We start from the raw sequence: 19536 nt of genomic DNA on the forward strand, positions 1-19536 counted from the left end.
AATTATATATTACTCGTTCATGGACTTGATGTTCTGGATCGGCGTTTGGGGGACAAGGTCGCAACCCGGCCAGATGGCATCCACGCCCGCTTCTTTCGCGCTGATAACTGCCTCGCGTACCCCGGCAGGATCTCCCTGCCACAGGGTTTGCACAGGGTCGAGATTCCCGAATAGCAAAGTATCTTTCAGCGCGAGCCGTGCTGTCGCGAGATCTACGGTCTGATCGATTGAGATCGCGTCTGCGCCTGTCTCTGCCAGCAGGTGCAGGGACTTGCTCACATTCCCGCACACGGAGAGCACGCGCGGCTTTGGCAGTTTCTCGATCAAAGATTTCTCGGCAGGCAAAACGAACTGCTCATACCTTGCCGGACCGATGAATGCGGGTGACCCGCCCATGTCGTGAATGGTGATGAAGTCTGCGCCTGCTTCGCGATAATCTGCGCCAACTTGTGCAAGGAAGGACGAAAGATGCAAGAGCGCATCCTGTATGATCTGCGGCTCCTTCTTCATCTCCAGGAACATTTTGCCAGGCTCAACAATGACCAGCAACAAAGTGTACGGGCCGGGAATCATCCCACCGATGACGGCTTGATCTCCGATATCTGTCTTCAGCAGCCTGATCGCTTCGCAGACCAGTTGAATTCTCCCTGTGCGAAGGTTCTCCATACCTTTATCGAATTCTGCCGCCAGTTCTTTGACCGAAGCAAACTTCGCCTTGCTTACCTGCGGAAATTCAAACTCCCCGTTCTCGCGGAAGTTGATCTGTACGCCTAGCGCCTCTGCTTCGACATATAGGTCCAGTGGCACGACCGCGGAGGGAAGCCCGCTCAACTTGAAGGTGCTTGCCGCGGCTTTCGCCATCCTGCCCGCATCTTTGTGAACTTCGTGAAAGGTGAGCCCTTCACTTTGTAATCCCTCTGCCGTGATGTGGATCAATCCGCTGAAAGCGGGCGCACTCTCCATTTTTTTACCAGCCAATAGGTCCAGGATCTTTTCGCGCATATTTCTCCATTAACAAATTACGAGTTACAGGCTACGCAACTCGTAACGTGTAACTCGTAACCGATCACTTTTTTTATTGTTTCTTACTGGTCACTACTTCACAGCCTTTGCGATCGCGGCGATATGCTCGGGAGTGTTTCCGCAGCAACCACCAACCACTTTGGCGCCCATCTCAACATATTTTTTGGCGTAAGTGCCCATGTCGTCGGGTCCCATGTCGTACACGCCCTGCTCGGTCTCCAGGTCCATGTGCGGCACGCCAGCATTCGGTTTGACCCAAAGCGGGAAGTTTGGCACGGTCGCGCCATATTCCTTGACCACGGCTTCCATATTTTGAAGTGTTGTTCCGCAGTTCGCGCCGATGAGGGTTGCACCCATTTCGGTGTAGCGTTTCATCACATCTTTTGGCTTGACGCCCATCATGGTGCGGGTGCCGCGGTCATAGCTGAAGGAAACCACGATTGGCAGATCGGTCATGGACCGCGCGCCTTGAAACGCAGCGGTGGTTTCTTCAAAAGAGAACATGGTCTCGATCAAGAGAAAGTCCACGCCGCCATCGGCGAGCGCCTTGGCTTGCTCGGCAAATGTCGCTTGGACATCTTCCACTTCAAGCGGACCGTAAGGCTTGACCAGTGCGCCGACGGGTCCCATCGAGCCGGCGACCAAACCGTTGTTGAGCGAGGCGGCTTTGCGCGCGATCTCTGCCGCGCGGATGTTGACCTCGGGCGTGCGGTCTTGATATTTTGAGTCTTTCATGCGCAGGCGTGTTCCGCCGAAAGTGCAGGTCAAAATAATGTCTGACCCGGCCTGGGCGAAAGAGGATGCCAGCTTCAAGAGCGTATCGGGATCGTCAATGATCAAATCCTCAGGCGGCTTGCCGGGCTTGAGTCCCATTTTCTGCAAATTCGAGCCGGTCGCCCCATCCGCGACCAGGATCTCCCCGCTGTTCAATCGTTCCAAAAATTTATTCATGTTATGTCCTCCGTAGAAGCGGTGTTACCCCGCCTCTACAAAAATTATTTCACCATAAAATTCTTTGCCATCGGATCCGCAACTCGGTTGGGAATCAAATGCGCAATGTGCGGAAAAGGCTCGCTCATGTGCGGGAAACTGGTCGCCAGCATGAACTGATTCTGGAATTCGGGATCGGTGGGCAGCTCAAAGCGTTCCACACGCCGAGTCACTGCTTCGATCTCGCGCCGCTTCTCCACGTTCAAGAGCGCGATGCGCGCGCCGTCTCCCGCAGAATTTCCAACCGCATAAACATTCGGTAATTCACAGTCGGGGATCAACCCGATCAACATGGCTTTTTCCTTGTCAATGTAACTGCCAAAGCCGCCAGCCAAAATGATTTTATCAGGAGATTCCAGACCGGAGCGTTTGAGCAGAGTCCGCGCCGCTGTGAAGAGCGCAGCCTTCGCCAGCTGGATCTGTCTCACATCCTGCTGGGTCATGGGGATGTCGCGCCCAATGGAAGTTTCCTCCGCCCAGGCAATGACGTACTCCCAGCCGCTCTCTCCCTTTCGGATGCGCGTCGACTCCAGCCCGGTCTTGAACTTGCCCCGAGAGTCCACGATCCCAGCCCGGAACAATTCTGCCACCGCGTCGATGATCGCCGAGCCGCAGATTCCCTTGGCTTTGCCTTCGTTCCAATTCTCCTCACCCACGATCTTATATTTCGGTTCGAGAGTCTTTTCATCAATATGCACCCGCTCGATTGCACCCGGCGCGGCGCGCATGCCGTATTCCACATGAGCGCCTTCCAGCGCGGGCCCGGTTGGCGTGGAGGTGCATAAGAGCCGCTTGCGATTTCCAAGCACCAGTTCCGCATTCGTGCCGACATCGATCAGCAGCCAATTCTCATCCTGCTTGTGGGGTTCCTCTGCTACGAGCATTGCGCTGGTATCCGCGCCCACAAAAGAAGCAATGGTGGGCAGGACGTGAATGTTTGCCGAAGGATTGATATTCAATCCCAGCTCGCGAGCTTTGACATCCACTGAACTGTGAATGGCGGGCACGAACGGAGCCAATCCCAGATCTTTGGGGGGGAGATTCAATAAAAGGTGATGCATGGTCGAGTTGCCGACCAGTACCATTTCCAAAATGTCTTTGATTTGAATGTTTGCTGTTTTTGCGGCTTGCTTGAGCAATTTGTTGAGTGTGGCGATGATCGCCTTGTGCAATTTCTCCAAACCATCGGCGTGTTCAATGGTGTATTGAATGCGGGACATCACATCCTCGCCATACACGATCTGCGGATTCATCTCTGACTCAGCGGCGAGCATTTCACCGGTGCGCAGGTTGCACAGGTAGAGCGCGACCGTCGTTGAACCGATGTCCACCGCCGCGCCGTAACTGTCCTCGTGATAGCCCGCCTGCACCTGCACCACTTCCTGATCCTGCCAGACCGAAACGGTCACATTCCACTTTGATTCACGCAGTGTGGCAGATAAGGTCCGCAGGCATTGATAATCGATCGTAAATTCGTTCCAGCGTGGAAGTTTTTCCTCGGTGCCGCGCACCAATCCCATGGAGGTTTCGAGTCCTTTGGCGAGACGCTCCCAATCGGCGATGGGGCGTTCGAGCGTGGGCGGGCTCATCGAGACCAGATATTTACGGATCGAAGGTTTGACCTCGATCTCGCGCTGGGTCGCGCTCTTGCGGACGATCTGCTTATTGCCGCGGCTTTCCTCGGGCACGTTGATCAGCACATCCCCGCGGATCTTGCACTGGCACGAAAGGCGCACCTGCCCAACCTCCCAGCCTTTGTCCTTCAACAGTTTGGGACGCCGCGCAAAGTAGGCCGCTTCCTCGGTGGTAACAGGGGAGACGTTCTCCCGCTTCGAATCGATATTGTATTTCTCGAAGCGTCCCTCTTCGATCAAGACCATGCACTTGCCGCAAGTGGCATTTTCAGCGCAGATCGATTCGATCTCCACGCCCAATTCGCGCGCGGCCGTGCGGACTGACAAGCCTTCTTCCGCTTGTCCGCGCCGACCCGAGGGTTGCAGGATGATGTTATGTTTTTTCATGAATGACTTTCACTAATTACGGCTGATAATGGGTTACTGCTCACTACCCAGGTTTCTTCGCGGAATTTCCACCCGCGCCGCCTCTGCTTCCAATTCGGCGAGAAGCGCTTCGGCAATATCCTCGGGTGCGCCTTCACGCTCGATCCACTCGCCGCGTTTGTATTCCTTGGCATAATCCGTTGAAGACGTTGCTCCGATCGCCATTGCGTAGGCGTCGATTTTGTTTTGAACTTTTTGCGAGAGTTCCTTTTTTACCTTTTTCCCGTCCCCTTCAACCGCGAAGGATTGCGGGATGTCTCTCCAATACATGACCCGATACTTTGCCATTTCCTCTAACCTCTGATAATTATATATAATTTGCAAGGCAGGATTTTACGGGACGAATGGCTGTCGGTCAATGAAAAAATTCAATCTGCCGCAGACAGGGTGTTCCCTGCGATCCACCCCGTGGTCCACGCGGATTGAAAATTGAATCCGCCGGTGACTCCGTCAATATCCAGAACCTCGCCTGCAAAAAAAAGACCCTTCACCACCCTGCTTTGCATGGTCTTGAAATCCACTTCCTTTAAGTTGACTCCGCCGCAGGTAACGAATTCATCTTTGAATTGTCCCTTGCCTTGGATCTCAAATTGTCCCGCTGTTAATTCTTCGGCGAGCTTGCGCAACTCCGCTTTGGAAATGTCGCTCCAGTTCTTTTCGCCGATAAAGTGCGTCAACTGTTTCCATAAGCGGATGGGGATTTGCGAGAACGCCGAAGAGCTTGATATCTTCTTGCGCGCGTTTTCATGCCAGTCTTTGCTGCGTTGTAAAACTTCCAGCGCAGGGTCAAGCTTGTAGTCACCAAGCCAGTTCACTGTTAAGGTGGATCGATATTTTTTCTCAAAGAGAATCCGCGCTCCCCAGGCAGAGAGTTTCAGCACGGCAGGCCCGCTCAATCCCCAATGGGTGATGAGCATCGGTCCGCGCTGGGTGAGCGAATCCATTTTGAGAGTCACGTTTTCCACCGACACCCCAGCCAGACCATCAATGCGTTTATCTTTCACATTGAAGGTGAAGAGCGAAGGTACAGCCTCCACGATTGAATGACCCAGTGCCTGCACGACCTCGCGCGTTTTGGGGTCGCTGCCAGTGGCGAGCAATAATTTTTTGGTTTGGAGATGAAGAACCTGCGCGTCATGCCTGACCTCGAGCTTGAATCCTCCCAATGGGCTTTTTTCCACCTTCAGCAGACTCGCCCCAAGCTGCACCTTCACCCCTGCATTCTTCGCCGCTTCGCGCAGGCAGTTTGCAATGCTCTCGGATGAATCTGTGATTGGGAACATGCGTCCGTCGGATTCGGTTTTCAATTTCACGCCGCGATCTTCGAACCACTTGGCCGTATCAGCAGGTTGAAAGCGGGTGAATGCGCCGCGCAATTCTGTCCCGCCGCGTGGATAGTAGGTGATGAGTTGTGCAGGGTCGAAGCAAGCGTGGGTCACGTTGCATCGTCCGCCGCCAGAGATGAGCACCTTGCCAAGGGTCTGACTCGACTTCTCAAGGATCAGCACCCGCAGCGACGGAACCAACTCGGCGCAGCGAATCCCCGCAAAAAAACCCGCTGGTCCGCCACCCGTGATGATCAAATCCCAATCTTGTTTTTCCAATGAGGTCATGATTTTTCGAGTATACCCGTTTCATGCCTGAACGATATAAAAATATTCAGGTAAAATCGTGGGGCTTTTGAGTACCCTTCAAATTTTTTCGATCAGGAAAGTTAATGCCTACAAAACTAAAACTCTTGCCCGCGTCTCAATATAAAGGGGTCAATCAATATGACCCGATCAAATATTACTATTGGCCTGTCTTTGGGCGCATGTATCGCCGGCGGGTGGAGTTAGCTTTGGAAGAATGCACTGGTGGGGAGCGTGTGCTAGAAGTTGGTTTTGGAACCGGACTAGCATTTCCCAACCTGCGTGATATGTACAAGGAGATCCACGGTCTTGACCTCACGGCTGATATTCACGCGGTAAAGTCAGTTTTTGAGCCTATGAAAATTCCTCTGTTCCTTGAAAAGGGGGATGTTTTGAAAATGTCCTATGCGGACAATTACTTTGACACGGTTTTGCTGGTCAGCATTTTGGAGCACTTGAAACCTCTTGAACTGGCACAGGCCTTCGTGGAAGTGAACCGTGTGCTAAAGCCGGGTGGTCAAATGGTTTATGGCACGCCAGTGGAAAAGCCTTTTATGGTATTTATGTTCAGCCTCCTGGGGCATAACATCCGCGATGAGCATTTCTCAACCGAAAAAGAGATCGAAGAGGCGGCGCATCGTTCCTTTACCAAAGGGCATGTTATCCATATGAAGAGCACTCCCCCCATTGCTGGGAATGTCTATACTGTTGGTCACTTTATCAAATAGCAAACTTATTTAAATTTAATGCTTGCATCTGTTCTTATATTGCTATATAGTGAACTTACCGAAAAGGGGTAAGTTGAAACTCCTTTGCAGCAATATTAGTGAACTGTTTTGAGTGATGTAATAGAGCGGGAGGGTTGTTTGAAGGGAAAACGGATCAAGGTATTGATTGTGGACGATCACTTGATGGTTCGCAAGGGGCTGGCTTTGCTGGTTTCTGGTTTCAAAGATATGCATTTGGTGGGGGAGGCCCCAAATGCAGCCACTGCCGTCAAACTTTTTGAGAGTGAGAAACCGGATGTGACCCTTGTGGATATGATGCTTCCAGATATGTCTGGAATTGAGATCATCCGCCGTATTCGAAAAGATCATTCGGATGCGGTCTTTATTGCGCTGACATCATTTGGCGATGAAAAATTGATCAAAGAGTCTTTGAGCGCAGGCGCGCGCGGATTTCTTTATAAGGATGTGAGTGTGAAAGATCTGGCTGATGCCATCAGGCAAACGCACAAAGGACGGGTGATTCTGGATAAAAAAGCATCAGATGCGATCATGCGGCTTGTTGGTGATTCTGTCCCAGTTTCACCTGAGTACCCTGAGTTGAGTGAACGTGAAAAGAGTGTTTTGCAGTTACTGACCCAGGGTCTGACGAACAAGCAGATTGCACTCAAGCTGAAAGTCCAATTATCGACGGTCAAACAATATGTTAGTAATATATTTTCAAAGCTAAAGGTGAAAAGCCGTACCGAGGCAACAGCGGCTGCGTTGCGTCTTGGCCTGATAAAAGAATAGCCAGTTGACTATAGCCGCCTGGCTATGGTGGAAATCCAATTGGATACTTGTGTATTGGGGAATTAAGCATACAATCACATTCAAGGTTCAGGGTATGCCAATACCCTGAAGAACTTATTAAATGAAATGCAAAAAAGAAAACCTCGGTTTAGTAGCCAGATTAAACAATCTGGTGCACCCCCTTTTATCAGTGAAAGGATTTTTTTCGTTGATGGGAGGGAATTGTGATTCCATTTGATATTGTCAATGAACCGGACTCCGCTGAGGTTTTCAGCGTTAGTTATACCTGCCTGCTGATCCCACGCTCTCCGTCCCAGAGTTTGAATGATGAACTTTCAAGCTCCCTGCAAAACTGGCTTATCAGCATCTGCGAATCCAAGCAATGGCAGATCGAATTTCAGACTGTACGAGATGGGTATTTTCAATGGGGTCTACGCTTTTCCTCGCCTATTCAGATCGGTCAATTCATGAAAGAGATCCGAACCAGAACTTCTGACCTGGTCTTGAATCACTTCTCGGATCTGCGGGACGGGACTACGACGGATTTTTGGGCACCCGGATATCTGGTGGTTTTGGGTACACGCCCCCACCCACAGGCATTGATCGAGCATTATATAAAATTGATACGCCGCCAGCAGAGTAACTGAGAGCCTATTCCATATAGGTAAATCGTTAAAAAAATAACGCCATGCGTGTTTCAACACAGGCGTTATTTTTTTTATGTTCCAAAGTGTATGAAAGGGTTTCTACTTATCCTCAACCTGAAAATCAATATGGACTGAACCTAGAATTCCCATGTTGTCTGTTTTGGCAGTGCTCTTCAAAACACTCACCACTTTTTGCCTGGTCTTTTTGCTAAAAAGGTTGGTGACAGAAAAGGTGTGTTTTAAGGGCTTTTTAGGGTGAAAATCCATATTAACCGATAAATGGAAGTTTTCATCCTGATCGTCCAGATTGTTTTCCAATTTATCGATGACGGATTCGATGAACCCCAAAAGGTCGTGCGCCGAAGCGTCACTTTCCTCGGTTAATATCTCGATGCCGTTGAATACAACTTTTTTGCTCATAGGATAGTTCCTTGGTTGAGGCTCAAACGTATTGGCATGATATTCCTTTTTTGGTTTTGTGCCGTTGCCGTTTCATGTTAATCATTACGACTGAAATTGGCCCGATTTAAGGGCTCTTGGACCGCCTGGCGATGGTTCTTCATGCCATGGATAAGTTTCAAGGAAAATTAGGTATAATGTCGCATTGAGTATTTATAGAAATGTGTGTGCTTTTATCCTTTGGCGGCAATAGCGAGCAAACAGTTTTCAATGATCACTGCAATGACCCAACCAGACACACCTTTTTTATCCAGTCTTCTCGAAAAGAGAAAGACTTTTTTTGCTGGGGGGAGTTTGGAAGTTGGATAAATTATCTCTTGAGCCGCTCTCCTCTGAGACGTATGATATTAGTTATACATGTCTGTTAATTCCACGATCTCCCTCCCAACAACTGGATGGCGATTTAGCAGACTTGCTCCGCAGCTGGCTGTATGAAATATGCGAAACTTGGAATTGGCAGGTCGATTTTTTGACCGTAAAGTTTGGGTATTTTCAATGGGGGCTGCGGGTGGCTTCTTCTATTCAGATTGGGCAGTTCATGAAAGAGATCCGCAGCAGGACTTCTGAAATGGTGCACTCCAAATTTCCTGAGCTTGCCGAAGGCGGCTCGGAGGACGATTTTTGGGCGCCGGGATACCTAGTGGTTTTGGGTACCCGTCCGCATCCTCAAGCGATGATCGAACATTACATTAATCTTGTGCGCCGTCAGCAGGGACTTTCAGCCTAGATGACGGGCACATTTCATGCACTATTCATTTCACAGGGAATCTCGTCATGCCGAATATAACCATTGAAAGAGCTGGTGAATTATCAAGAAGCGTATTCGAGATCTTGTGGAATCACCCTGCTGGTTTAAAAGCACAGGATGTCCTTGCGCAGATTCCCCGAATAGCGAAATTGACCGAGGAAGAAAAAACTCCTGCCCCGAATAGCGGGTCACCACGATACGAAAAGATCGTACGCATTGCAGTTATCCCCCTTGCGCAAGCCGGCTGGTTGACAAAGGACGGACAGGGACTGTGGCACATCACCCGTGAGGGATATGATGCCGGCTCGCAATTTACCAATGCCCGTGAATTTTACAAAGAAGCATTGCGTTTATATGATCAACGCAGAAGTGCCATTCCTGAAAACGTAATGACCCTCGAAGCCGCGCAGGAGATCTCCTGGGCGCAGATCAGAAAATATTTGCATCGCTTGAGTGCTCACGAGATGCTTTCAATGTTGGCCGGATTGCTGCGTGCCATGGATTATCACCCTGCTTGGATGGCTCCCCAGGAAAAGCAGCGGGGGAGAATCGATCTGGTCGCATACACCGATCCGCTCGGGGTGAAGGGACCGCGTATCCTTGTGCAGATCAAGCACAAAGGGCAGGCGATCACCTTGGAGGGCGTCAAGAGCTTCGTTTCCATGCTCAATCCGAATGACTATGGCATGATCCTTTCAGTCGCCGGGTTTACCAACGAAGCGGGACAGGAACTTGGCAACTTCCAAAAATTGACCGCACTGGATGCCGCGGCATTCTTCAAATTATGGGAAACATATTACGATCAATTGGATGAAGAGGTGCGCCGCCTGCTTCCATTGAAAGCAGTGTACTTTTTGGCATTGACCGAATAAACGAATGAACACTCAACCAAAGAAAGAACGCGCCGCCAGCCAGCAACATAGCAAAGCCTTCGATACCGGGTTGGAAATTCTCGCAGGCGAGATCGATCTTGCATTAAAATGGGATCGGGCAAGTATTTTGATCGCGGTACATTTCTCCAAGCAGCGGGAAGCGGAGACACAAAGTGCGCTTGAAAACATAATTTCCAGACATGGACAGAAAATAGTGTACACAAACGTCAACGCACAGACCCCGGATGTGATCCGACAGGTTTGCGGGCGAGGCGATATCAAGGACACGATCTTTTTTGTAACAGGGCTTGGAAATGCAAACAGTCTTTCGTCCGGTCAGGTTTTTCAGGCATTAAATAATAACCGTGAGTTATTAGTGGAGAGCCGGGTGCGGATCGTTTTCTGGTTGAGCGGAGTGGAACTGACTGAGCTTTCGCGCCACGCTCCAGACTTTTGGGCCTTTCGCCATCGAGTTGTTGAGTTCGAATCCGGGCGCGGAAGTAGAAAGCATTTGATCCCCGCGGGCGCATTCTTCTGGAATGAAAATATCCTGCACGGCGATGATCGAATGCTAAAAAAGGATCGCGCACAGGATGAAAGCTTGTTGTCTCAACTTCCAGATGGAAGCGATTCACTTTCTATTCGTTTGGATGTTCTTTTGCGGATCATTCATCGTGATTGGCTGTTGAAAGATCTGCAGGCATTTTCCACACGGATTCAGTCTGTGGAGTCCCTTTTGCAAACCCATCCCTTCCCTGAATATCAGGCGTGGTTGTTGTCGGCGCAGGCGGTGGTGTTGTATGAAGAAGGAAAATTCCAAGAGGCTTGTGACCTGCTTTCACGGGCAAACGAGATTTTGCCAGATGATCCCAGGCTTGCGATCAATGCGGCGCTGGCCTTGCATGGGGTAGGCAGGAATAGCGACGCCATTCAATTATGCAAACGTGCCATTAAAAGCCAACCAAACAACCCCGCATTTTGGCTTGTAATGGGTTATATATATATGTATACAAGGAAGATGACAGAAGCTGTAGAGTCCATGCGCAAGGCATATGGACTGGACCCGTACGAGACCAATTCCCTGTTTGCGCTGGCGATCTGCCTAAACGGCAACAACCAGCCGGAAGAAAGCGCCGCGGCGCTTTCTTCCATTGAAAAAGATTTCGCGTCTGTTTCTCTCATACAGCAGGCGTGTCACCTCATCCTCATGAAAAAAATGGATGAGGCGGTGAGTCAACTTCAAAGGGCGATTCGTGAACAGCGCATCACTCTTCGACAATTGACTCTTGATCCAAACCTGTACGCTTTACTAAGCCCGCAGGAACTTGAGTTATTTGAGTAATATGATGCCGATACTTGATGTTTTGTTATTAGCGGTGATCGCCGCAGCGTTGGGAACAGCGCTATTGCTAAGAGGAAAAACTCCCGGCGCAGGGAGCATTAATATGCTGGCAGTGACCATCATGATCTGGAGCATTGCCGTCCTGCTGTATGCTTTCGCCCCGGCGTTTTTTCCGTTGAAGTTCCTGAAAAGCGTAAATTACCTTTGCCTGACTTTGGCCGCGTACGGTCAATTGTTTTTTGCCTTTGTTTATACAAACCGCGCGAGGTGGATCAACCCGACGGTCATTTCTTTTTTTGCGATCGAACCTGTTCTGACCCAGATGTTCTTTTGGGTCGAACCGATCAACAGGGTTTTGTTCGATCAGCAAATCAGGATCTGGGAGCAGGTCAACCTGATCTACGTTTCGCATGTGCTCGCGGCCAGCCTCTTCCTGTTCATGGATACCTTTTTGAACAAGCCGCGTTCGCATTTCATGCGGGCAGGGGTGATCTTCTTCGGTTCGGCGATTCCGATGATCGCGAATATTCTGCTGCTCACTGTGCGCAGCCTGGAAAATCAGAATTTATATATCGCCATTTTCTCGTACTCTCTGGCTCTTGCCGGATTTATTTATGGAACTTTCAGCAGCCGCATCGTGGAGAAGAAACCGATCACACGCAATGCGGTCGTGGAGAGCATGGATGATGGCTGGATGGTGATCGACAACCAAGAAAAGATCATCGACTTGAACTCTGCGGCAGAGGATATGATTAACAAGTCACGCGAAGAGACCTATGGTTTACCCGTGGATCAGATCCTCGGCAACTGGCACGAGATACTTCAATCTTCGGCCGGTGCGAAGGAAATGGAGATAAAGCGTAAGGATAAAGACCAGAACAACTGGCGGTACCTGAACGTGCGTATTTCCCAACTGTTCAACCACGATAACAGCCAGTTTGGGCATCTTGTGGTTTGGCGTGACATCACCGAGCGGAAACTGGCAGAAGATGCGCGCATGCGCGCTCGCGATGAACTGCTAGGGCTGCTCACAGCCATCTCCAGTTTGGCCAACCGCTCAATGAAGATGGAAGACTTCCTGCTGGAGTCTAGTTTTCAGATCATTTATTCATTTCACAGCCAGGCGGTGGCGGTCTTTTTGATGACCGAGGAAAAGGAAAGCAGCCTGCAAAAACTTTCCATGCAGTCACAGTTTGGTTTCCCTGCCGAATACACAAAGATGGTCGGCAGCAAGTTTATTGCCGCCAATATTCATCAATGGCTGCAAAGTAATGAAGAGAGTCGTCCGCTTATCCTCGATGAGAATAGCCGCCCCAAAGAGACTCCTTTCAAGCCGAAGGAGATCGGGTTCAACTACGTAGCCTTGATCCCGCTCTCGATCTACACTCAGCATGAAAATACGATCCTTGGCTGTATGTGTCTGGGACGCAACGAAGAAGGTCCGTACACGCAGGATGAGATCATCCGCCTGACGACGATCGCCAATCAGATCGCGATCCTGATCGATAGCGATCGCCGCCGGCAATTGTCTATTGCTTTGAGCGAACGTCAGCGACTCCTGCGTGACCTGCATGATTCGGTTAGTCAGAAGTTATATGGTCTGGTGGCATTGACCGAAGCGGCTCAGGCGGGCATCGAAGCGGGCGCGACCATCGAACCGCTGGGCGTGCTAACCCGCATTGGTGAGAACGCCCGTCAGGCGGTGAAGGAGATGCGGTTGTTCCTGTATCAGATGCAGCCGGTGGACCTGGAGGAGGGATTGGTCTCCTCGTTGCAGCATCGTCTTGCGGCGGTGGAAGGCCGCGCCGACATCAAGGCCAGATTGATCTCGGACGATAACATCCAGCTCGATAAGGAGCATGAGATCGCTTTGTATTACATTGCGCAGGAAGCGCTGAATAACATTCTGCGGCACGCTCATGCAAAGAACGTCACGTTGAATTTGAAGAAGAATCGGCTGAATGTTTTGCTCGAGATCACAGACGACGGGCAGGGCTTCAGCATGAAAAAGATCGATAACTCCGGACTGGGTTTGCGGAATATGCGTGAGCGCGCCGAGCAGGCCAATGGTAAATTCAAGATCACTTCGAAGGTTGGCGCAGGAACCAAGATCATGGTGACTGTCGCCAGAAAGAGTTGAAAATGAAAATGATTCGAGTCCTTGTGGCAGACGATGAAAGTGTGGTGCGTGACGGCGTTGTCACGATCCTGTCTCTTCAGCCTGATATGAAGGTCGTGGGCGAAGCAGGAGATGGGGAGGAGGCGGTGCAGGTGGCAAAGCAGAGCAAGCCTGATGTGATCCTGCTCGATATCCACATGCCAAAGATGACCGGGCTGGAGGCTATTCCGCACCTAAAGGAAGTCTCGCCCACTTCGCGCATTCTCGTGTTGACCAGCTTTGCAGAAAGCGGCGTTGTTTATCAATCCATCAAGGCGGGGGCCTTGGGCTTTTTGCTGAAAGATACCCGCAGAGACCAGTTGCTCCAGGCCATCCGCGATGTTGCAGTGGGGCAGGCTTCCATTCAGCCGAGCATTGCAATGAAGGTGATCCATGAGATCGAACATCCTGCCGAGTTGATGTACACCGCCGAACCATTGACCACACGCGAGATGGAGACTTTGAAGTTGATCGCGCGTGGGTTGAGCAATCAAGAGATCGCAGAGACGATGGTCGTGCATCCGCGCACAGTGGCCAAATACGTAAGCAGTGTGCTGGAGAAACTTCATCTTGCCAACCGTACGCAGGCCGCGTTGTACGCGATCCGTGAAGGTCTGGCGGAGTCGAAGAACGAAAAAAGTGAGACACCGAAGAGACCCAAAAAGTAAGACCCCCAAAACAAAAAGGCAGACGCAAATGGCGTCTGCCTTTTTGTTTTTAAGTGTTCCCATGTGCCCTAAATGGTATGGTCATTTGTGCCCATATTGTGTTCATAAATAATACGCAGAGTACGCCATGCGTGCCACCATTTTTATTCATTTCGCAAAAGATGCCTTGTACCTATAATCACGAGCATACATTCCCTGGACCCTCAACACTTTTTAGGAGACATACCTTGTTCCTCGGACATCACACAACCCAGTTGAAGAACTCGAATAAATTACCTCTTCCCGCCGGCTGGCGCACTTTGATCTCGGAAGGGGCGTACCTTACACAAGGCTTCGATCAGAACATCATGATCCTGACGCCAAATAAATTTCAGGAGATCTACACCTGCATCAGCGCCCTGAACCTCGCAGATCCTCTGGTTCGCCTGCTATCGCGGACCTTCTGCAGCACGGCGAGCTACGTGGAAGTGACGCAGGATACAGACTCCATTTCACTGCCGCCCCATTTGATGGGGTACGCAAACCTCGAAGACAGCGTGGTCGTGGTGGGGCAGGGAGAGTACGTGGAAGTTTGGTCTCCCAGCCAGTGGCAGCAGCAGGAACTTGAAATTCAAAATGCAAAGGCGAACACTGAACGCTTCTCTGCATTCAACATCACAACTTCATAAAACAAAGGTCGCCATGAAAAAAATTCGCACTCTCGTTGTTGATGATCAGCATCTTGTCCGGGAAGGGATGGTCGCCATCCTCTCCGTCCAGCCCGATATTGAAATTATCGGTGAGGCAGAAAATGGAATCCAGGCTGTGGAGATGGCTCGCAAGACCAAGCCCGATGTGGTCCTGTTGGATATCGTGATGCCTCTTCAAGATGGGCTGACGACCATTCCTAAACTGCGCGAAGTTTCACCCAAGAGCCGCATTCTCGTTCTTTCCAGTTTTGCCGAAAGCAGCCAGGTGTATCAAGCCATCCGTACCGGCGCGCTCGGATACCTGTTGAAGGATACGCCCCGCGCCCAGTTGATGCAGGCCATCCGCGAAGTTGCCAAGGGACAGGCTTCGCTCAACCCGTCGATGGCGGTCAAGATGATCCACGAATTTGAGCGCCCCACGGAAGGGAACGCCCTGGCAGGTGAGCACTTGACCCAGCGCGAACTTGAGACCCTGAAGTTGATCGCCCGTGGATTAAGCAACCAGGAGATCGCCCAGGCTATGGTCGTTCACGAACGTACCATAGCCAAGTATGTCAGCAGTATTCTGACCAAACTGCACCTTGCAAACCGAACCCAGGCTGCATTGTATGCCCTGCGCGAAGGATTGGCAGTGGCTGCCGGTTGAGATTTTTGCAGGCACTTGCATCACCTGCGCATGGTCAGGAATGACCACACCGTTGTTCATACAACGGGCAGCGTAAAGACAAGATTTCTGGCTAACGATTTACAGAGTCAAATCATACAATCGTTGTAATGAAGAACAGAGGAATCATGACTGGTTTTGAATATCAAAAGGCAAACGACTTCGACAGAGCGTGGCTCAACTTTGAGCTCGATCTGCCTCTCAGACCCGGCGAGAATGGGAAACCCAATCCCTTTTATATTGACCGCCCGGGCAACCCCATCAACGAACTGGTCGATGCTTTGCTCGCGCCGTTCTATCGCCCGCCCAAGTTCTTCTTCTCGGGTCATCGTGGTTGTGGAAAATCCACCGAGCTGCAAAGACTTATGAGCCACCCCGAGATCCAGAGGAAGTATTGGACGATCAACTTCAGCATCCGTGATGAGACCGACATTATCGACCTCGACTTCCGCGATGTGCTCCTTGCCATTGGCAGTCGTCTGTATCGGGAATACCGCAAACGCGGCGGAGAACTCTCCGAGCAGTTGATGCGTGAACTCGAACGCTGGAAGGGCAAAGTTGAAAAGCACACCTCCACCATTTTGGATGGACGGATCTCCAGCACCGAACTTGGCGCATCGATCGATGCCTTCTTCGCCAGCGCCGGTTTGAAGATGAAACTTGAACCCGCCACACGCGTGGAATTACGCCAGGTCGTGGAGACGGACATCACCGGGCTGATCGCGCTCATCAACCATATTGCATCTGCGATCTATACCCAGGAACGCCGCATGCCCTTGATCTTGATCGACGATATGGACAAGCCCGATCTCGAACGCGCGCGCGCCATTTTCCATGACCGCCGCGAGATCATGATCCAGCCCAATTGCGCTATTGTCTACACCGTCTCAAGCGCGCTCTTTTACAGCAAGGAATTCGACTCCATTCGCGACCAGGCTCTCTTCCTGCCGAACATCAACCTGCACACAGCGACCGATGACAAGCACATGCATGAAGGCTACCTGACCCTGGAGCGGTTCATCAACGTGCGCATCAATCGTGACCTGATCCAGCCTGCCGCACTTGAAATGGCCATCGCCACCAGCGGCGGAGTCTTCCGGGAACTTGCTCGCATCATGCGAACTGCCATCGGGCGGGCCCGCCGGCGAAAATCTGCCCAGATCGAGATGGAGGACGTGGAATGGTCCGCCGCCGAGATCCGCAATGAGTATCGGCGCATCCTCGACCGGGAAGATGTAAAGCTACTAAAAAAAGTGAATGAGACCAAGAAGCTCGAATACAACGAGCGGATGATGCCCCTCCTGCAATTGCTAGCTATTTTGGAATATCGTGACCAGGAAAACTGGTGCGATATCCACCCCGCATTGAGGAAGATGCTATGACCTCTCAAGCCCCTGTTCAGCAATCACATGCTGACCTGTTCGGTGAACGACTCGAGATCGTGTTAAGCGAACTTGAGCTTGCCATCAAATGGGATCGTTCTTCCGTGTTCATGGTTGTTACCAACTCGGAATATACGCGCGCAGATGCTGAAACAGCCTTGAGGAACTCGCTCATTGAACGCGGACAAAAGATCACACGCATTCAATTAAATGACGAAATGGACGGGTTCATCCCCCTGCTTCGAAAACTGCAAAATCCCGAGCAACAGATCTACTTCATTCATGGCTGTGGACCCGAACAGCGCAAGACCCTCGCCATGATCGGAAATCACAAAGACATCTTTATTCGCAAAAAGGTACGCGCGATCATCTGGGTCAACCAGGCAGTCCTCACAGACCTTGTGCGCAACGCCCATGACCTGTGGGAGTTCACCCGGCACATCGTGGAATTCCCCGATAACCCCCGCGCCGAAAACGCCCTTCAAGACGCTGTTGAATCAGCCTGGATGGAAGCCGCTGAATACCCCGAGACCGAAGAGGCAGATGAAGAACTCAGCCTGCAGGAATCCATGCTGACCGAGCTCAGCCCGAAGGCCGAGACCACCATCAAACGCGCAAAGCTTTTGCTCACGCTGGGCATTCTCAACTGGCGCAAGAACAACCATGAGACCGCAGAGGAGTTCTTGCAAGACGCTTTGAAAGCCGCGATCCACCTTGAAGATAACTGGTTCGAAGCCGAATGCTTCAACGCGCTCGCCCTCGTCAAGTTCGCGCAGAACAAGAACGACGAAGCCATCGAAGCCTACAAGCGGGCAATTGAAGCCGCTCCCGAGCAGATCTCGGTCTGGAACAACCTGGGCAACCTGTGCCTCAAGATCGGCCGCAACGACGAAGCCATGCTCGCTTTTCAAAAGACCCTTAAGCACACCCCCAATGACCCGGTCGCCTGGAGCGGACTCGGCAGCGTGTACTACCGCATTGGCTACATCGAAGACTCCATCACTGCCTACCGCAAAGCCATTGAGTGTGCCCCGCTTCTCGCGCAGCCCTGGTCAGGTCTTGGCGAATCCTACGTCGCCGCCGGGCGCGACCCGCAAGCGATCACGGCTTATCAAAAAGCCATCGAGCTGAACAAGAACAACGTCGCATCCTGGCTGTCCCTTGCAGATATCTATCGCCGACAGGGACGCACCCGCGACGCCGTCAAGACCTATCAACGCGCGCTGGCTGTCAGCCCGAAGAACCAGCAACTTTGGAACGAGCTTGGGCTGTCTCTGCTCAAGATCAATTCTCACGGTGAAGCCGCCGCCGCTTTCCTCAAAGCCATCGATATCGACCCATCCTTTGGGTCGGCGCTCAACAACCTGGCGCTCGCTTACTCGCAGCAGGGTAAGTACTCACAAGCCATTGAAGCCTGCCGCAAAAGTTTACAGGTCTTCACACAGGATAGCGAGCGGATCGAAGCCTGGGACCGCCTGGCGAACATCTATCGTTCCATCAATGATTACGAGAACGCGATGCGCGCCTACCAGACCATTGACCGCCTGAAGGGACTCTCCACCTCCGCCGTGGAAAGCGCATCAGACTCAGTTCAGCCTGCCGCGCCCGTGCAGACAGAATCCCAGCCCGCGCAGGCTCCTGTGCAACAACCCGAAGAGACTCCGACTCCCGCGCATCAGCCGGAAGCAGACCCTGCCCCGGCGTGGAAAGATGCGCCCGCCTGGGTGCTCGCACCCGAATCAAACCCATCCAATGAATCCATCACAGACACCATGTTCTGGAAGGATGAACCATCAGAGCCAAAATCCAATGAGGAGGACCAGCCTATGAATCAAAACATGTTCGCTTCCCCCGCGTCTCCCGCAAAGTTCTCAGAAGCATCCCTGTTGAAGGATCCTTTCGAGAACGCGGAAAAGATCGTTGAAAGCCGCGACCCCAATGTCTGGAACGAGAAGGGGAATATCCACTTCCAGAACAAGGATTTCGACCATGCGATCGCCGCGTACAACAAGGCCATAGAACTGGACCGTTCCTTTGGTTGGGCATACGGAAACCTGGCTTTTACCTATCTCACGATGGGCAAATACGCCGAAGCCCTGCTCCTTTATGAAAGAAGCACCAGCCTGCTTGAAACACCGCAGGAAAAAGCTGCGGCATGGAACAGCCTTGGAAACATTCACCGCCACTTGAACGAATACGAAGAGGCCCGTCTGGCGTATCAAACCGCAGACGAGATCGACCCGCAGAACGCAGGTCGCTGCGCCAGCCTTGAGCTCGCCCGCACCGAACCGAATTCAAAGAATGCAAAGGTTTGGACAGAACTGGGAAACCTCTTCTTCAAGTCCGCATCGTATCAGGAAGCTGTGAATGCGTACTTCAAGGCCGTCAACCTTGACCCCACCTCCGGTTGGGCGCACAGCAACCTCGCCATGGCCCTTGCCTTTCAGGGCAGGTACTCGGAAGCCGTACCGGTTTATTTGAAGAGCATCGGACTCATGCCCGATGATAAAGATAAAGCCATTACCTGGGATCGGCTTGGCACGGTCTATCGCAAACTGAACGACCAGACCAGCGCCCGCAGAGCGCACCAGACCGCTGTCATCCTTTCCAAGGAAAAAGTTAGTTTGCTGACACGCACACGCTTCAGCCTGTTGAGCAATTGCTACACTCAATAAACAATCACCCA

Annotated in this window: 18 protein-coding genes; 12 read left to right on the forward strand and 6 right to left on the reverse strand. The window is 51.5% G+C overall.

What is annotated here, in order from left to right; genetic code table 11:
* Nucleotides 1-9: 9 nt before the first annotated feature.
* The 5 genes from IPG80_RS00100 to IPG80_RS00120 all read right to left on the reverse strand — a co-directional run bounded on the left by IPG80_RS00100 (nucleotide 10) and on the right by IPG80_RS00120 (nucleotide 5686).
* Nucleotides 10-1002 carry a uroporphyrinogen decarboxylase family protein gene (locus tag IPG80_RS00100; protein WP_345101361.1) on the reverse strand — a complete coding sequence of 331 codons (993 nt, stop codon included), beginning with the start codon at nucleotides 1000-1002 and terminating at the stop codon, nucleotides 10-12.
* Nucleotides 1003-1095: 93 nt separating this feature from the next.
* The gene (locus IPG80_RS00105; RefSeq protein WP_345101363.1) at nucleotides 1096-1974 is read right to left on the reverse strand and encodes a homocysteine S-methyltransferase family protein; all 879 of its coding nucleotides are present in this window, start codon (nucleotides 1972-1974) and stop codon (nucleotides 1096-1098) included.
* A gap of 44 nt (nucleotides 1975-2018) precedes the next feature.
* Nucleotides 2019-4034 (reverse strand): ASKHA domain-containing protein, encoded by a 2016-nt coding sequence (locus IPG80_RS00110; protein ID WP_345101365.1) that lies wholly within the window; start codon nucleotides 4032-4034, stop codon nucleotides 2019-2021.
* Nucleotides 4035-4067: 33 nt separating this feature from the next.
* A complete protein-coding gene (locus IPG80_RS00115) occupies nucleotides 4068-4361 on the reverse strand; it encodes a virulence factor (protein ID WP_345101367.1) in 294 nt (97 codons plus the stop codon).
* Between the two features lie 80 nt (nucleotides 4362-4441).
* A complete protein-coding gene (locus tag IPG80_RS00120; protein WP_345101369.1) occupies nucleotides 4442-5686 on the reverse strand; it encodes an NAD(P)/FAD-dependent oxidoreductase in 1245 nt (414 codons plus the stop codon).
* A 104-nt stretch (nucleotides 5687-5790) separates the two neighbouring features.
* Between IPG80_RS00120 and IPG80_RS00125 the strand changes: the two genes are divergently transcribed.
* The 3 genes from IPG80_RS00125 to IPG80_RS00135 all read left to right on the forward strand — a co-directional run bounded on the left by IPG80_RS00125 (nucleotide 5791) and on the right by IPG80_RS00135 (nucleotide 7868).
* Nucleotides 5791-6432, forward strand: a complete 642-nt coding sequence (locus IPG80_RS00125) for a class I SAM-dependent methyltransferase (protein WP_345101371.1) — start codon at nucleotides 5791-5793, stop codon at nucleotides 6430-6432.
* Between the two features lie 138 nt (nucleotides 6433-6570).
* A complete protein-coding gene (locus tag IPG80_RS00130; protein WP_345101373.1) occupies nucleotides 6571-7221 on the forward strand; it encodes a response regulator transcription factor in 651 nt (216 codons plus the stop codon).
* 224 nt (nucleotides 7222-7445) lie between these two features.
* Nucleotides 7446-7868, forward strand: coding sequence for a transposase (locus IPG80_RS00135; protein ID WP_345101375.1), 423 nt, complete (start codon nucleotides 7446-7448; stop codon nucleotides 7866-7868).
* A 99-nt stretch (nucleotides 7869-7967) separates the two neighbouring features.
* On the opposite strand, the gene IPG80_RS00140 is transcribed toward IPG80_RS00135, so the two are convergent.
* Nucleotides 7968-8288 (reverse strand): hypothetical protein, encoded by a 321-nt coding sequence (locus IPG80_RS00140; RefSeq protein WP_345101377.1) that lies wholly within the window; start codon nucleotides 8286-8288, stop codon nucleotides 7968-7970.
* Between the two features lie 340 nt (nucleotides 8289-8628).
* On the opposite strand from IPG80_RS00140, the gene IPG80_RS00145 reads away from it, so the two are divergent.
* From IPG80_RS00145 to IPG80_RS00185, 9 genes are all read left to right on the forward strand, one after another.
* Entirely contained in the window at nucleotides 8629-9054 is a 426-nt protein-coding gene (locus IPG80_RS00145) for a transposase (RefSeq protein WP_345101379.1), read from the forward strand.
* A gap of 47 nt (nucleotides 9055-9101) precedes the next feature.
* Nucleotides 9102-9947 (forward strand): restriction endonuclease, encoded by an 846-nt coding sequence (locus tag IPG80_RS00150; RefSeq protein ID WP_345101381.1) that lies wholly within the window; start codon nucleotides 9102-9104, stop codon nucleotides 9945-9947.
* 4 nt (nucleotides 9948-9951) lie between these two features.
* Nucleotides 9952-11289 (forward strand): tetratricopeptide repeat protein, encoded by a 1338-nt coding sequence (locus IPG80_RS00155; protein ID WP_345101383.1) that lies wholly within the window; start codon nucleotides 9952-9954, stop codon nucleotides 11287-11289.
* A gap of 1 nt (nucleotide 11290) precedes the next feature.
* Nucleotides 11291-13429 carry a histidine kinase N-terminal 7TM domain-containing protein gene (locus IPG80_RS00160; protein WP_345101385.1) on the forward strand — a complete coding sequence of 713 codons (2139 nt, stop codon included), beginning with the start codon at nucleotides 11291-11293 and terminating at the stop codon, nucleotides 13427-13429.
* A 2-nt stretch (nucleotides 13430-13431) separates the two neighbouring features.
* Nucleotides 13432-14115, forward strand: a complete 684-nt coding sequence (locus tag IPG80_RS00165; protein WP_345101387.1) for a response regulator transcription factor — start codon at nucleotides 13432-13434, stop codon at nucleotides 14113-14115.
* Nucleotides 14116-14342: 227 nt separating this feature from the next.
* Complete coding sequence (locus tag IPG80_RS00170; protein ID WP_345101389.1) at nucleotides 14343-14783, forward strand: hypothetical protein; 441 nt, start codon at nucleotides 14343-14345, stop codon at nucleotides 14781-14783.
* A 13-nt stretch (nucleotides 14784-14796) separates the two neighbouring features.
* Entirely contained in the window at nucleotides 14797-15450 is a 654-nt protein-coding gene (locus tag IPG80_RS00175; RefSeq protein WP_345101391.1) for a response regulator transcription factor, read from the forward strand.
* Nucleotides 15451-15578: 128 nt separating this feature from the next.
* Nucleotides 15579-16850 carry a hypothetical protein gene (locus tag IPG80_RS00180; RefSeq protein WP_345101393.1) on the forward strand — a complete coding sequence of 424 codons (1272 nt, stop codon included), beginning with the start codon at nucleotides 15579-15581 and terminating at the stop codon, nucleotides 16848-16850.
* Complete coding sequence (locus IPG80_RS00185; protein ID WP_345101395.1) at nucleotides 16847-19525, forward strand: tetratricopeptide repeat protein; 2679 nt, start codon at nucleotides 16847-16849, stop codon at nucleotides 19523-19525. Before IPG80_RS00180 ends, IPG80_RS00185 begins: the two co-directional genes overlap by 4 nt.
* Nucleotides 19526-19536 lie beyond the last annotated feature (11 nt).

Origin of the sequence: Candidatus Villigracilis vicinus, from assembly GCF_016702885.1 — a bacterium.
Classification (GTDB): Bacteria; Chloroflexota; Anaerolineae; order Anaerolineales; family Villigracilaceae; genus Villigracilis; species Villigracilis vicinus.

Excerpts from the sequence above, each read along its gene's own strand:
- IPG80_RS00100 (WP_345101361.1), bottom strand. The coding sequence starts at position 1,002 with ATGCGCGAAAAGATCCTGGACCTATTGGCTGGTAAAAAAATGGAGAGT.
- IPG80_RS00105 (WP_345101363.1), bottom strand. The coding sequence starts at position 1,974 with ATGAATAAATTTTTGGAACGATTGAACAGCGGGGAGATCCTGGTCGCG.
- IPG80_RS00110 (WP_345101365.1), bottom strand. The coding sequence starts at position 4,034 with ATGAAAAAACATAACATCATCCTGCAACCCTCGGGTCGGCGCGGACAA.
- IPG80_RS00115 (WP_345101367.1), bottom strand. The coding sequence starts at position 4,361 with ATGGCAAAGTATCGGGTCATGTATTGGAGAGACATCCCGCAATCCTTC.
- IPG80_RS00120 (WP_345101369.1), bottom strand. The coding sequence starts at position 5,686 with ATGACCTCATTGGAAAAACAAGATTGGGATTTGATCATCACGGGTGGC.
- IPG80_RS00125 (WP_345101371.1), top strand. The coding sequence starts at position 5,791 with ATGCCTACAAAACTAAAACTCTTGCCCGCGTCTCAATATAAAGGGGTC.
- IPG80_RS00140 (WP_345101377.1), bottom strand. The coding sequence starts at position 8,288 with ATGAGCAAAAAAGTTGTATTCAACGGCATCGAGATATTAACCGAGGAA.
- IPG80_RS00150 (WP_345101381.1), top strand. The coding sequence starts at position 9,102 with ATGCCGAATATAACCATTGAAAGAGCTGGTGAATTATCAAGAAGCGTA.
- IPG80_RS00155 (WP_345101383.1), top strand. The coding sequence starts at position 9,952 with ATGAACACTCAACCAAAGAAAGAACGCGCCGCCAGCCAGCAACATAGC.
- IPG80_RS00160 (WP_345101385.1), top strand. The coding sequence starts at position 11,291 with ATGATGCCGATACTTGATGTTTTGTTATTAGCGGTGATCGCCGCAGCG.
- IPG80_RS00165 (WP_345101387.1), top strand. The coding sequence starts at position 13,432 with ATGAAAATGATTCGAGTCCTTGTGGCAGACGATGAAAGTGTGGTGCGT.
- IPG80_RS00175 (WP_345101391.1), top strand. The coding sequence starts at position 14,797 with ATGAAAAAAATTCGCACTCTCGTTGTTGATGATCAGCATCTTGTCCGG.
- IPG80_RS00180 (WP_345101393.1), top strand. The coding sequence starts at position 15,579 with ATGAAGAACAGAGGAATCATGACTGGTTTTGAATATCAAAAGGCAAAC.
- IPG80_RS00185 (WP_345101395.1), top strand. The coding sequence starts at position 16,847 with ATGACCTCTCAAGCCCCTGTTCAGCAATCACATGCTGACCTGTTCGGT.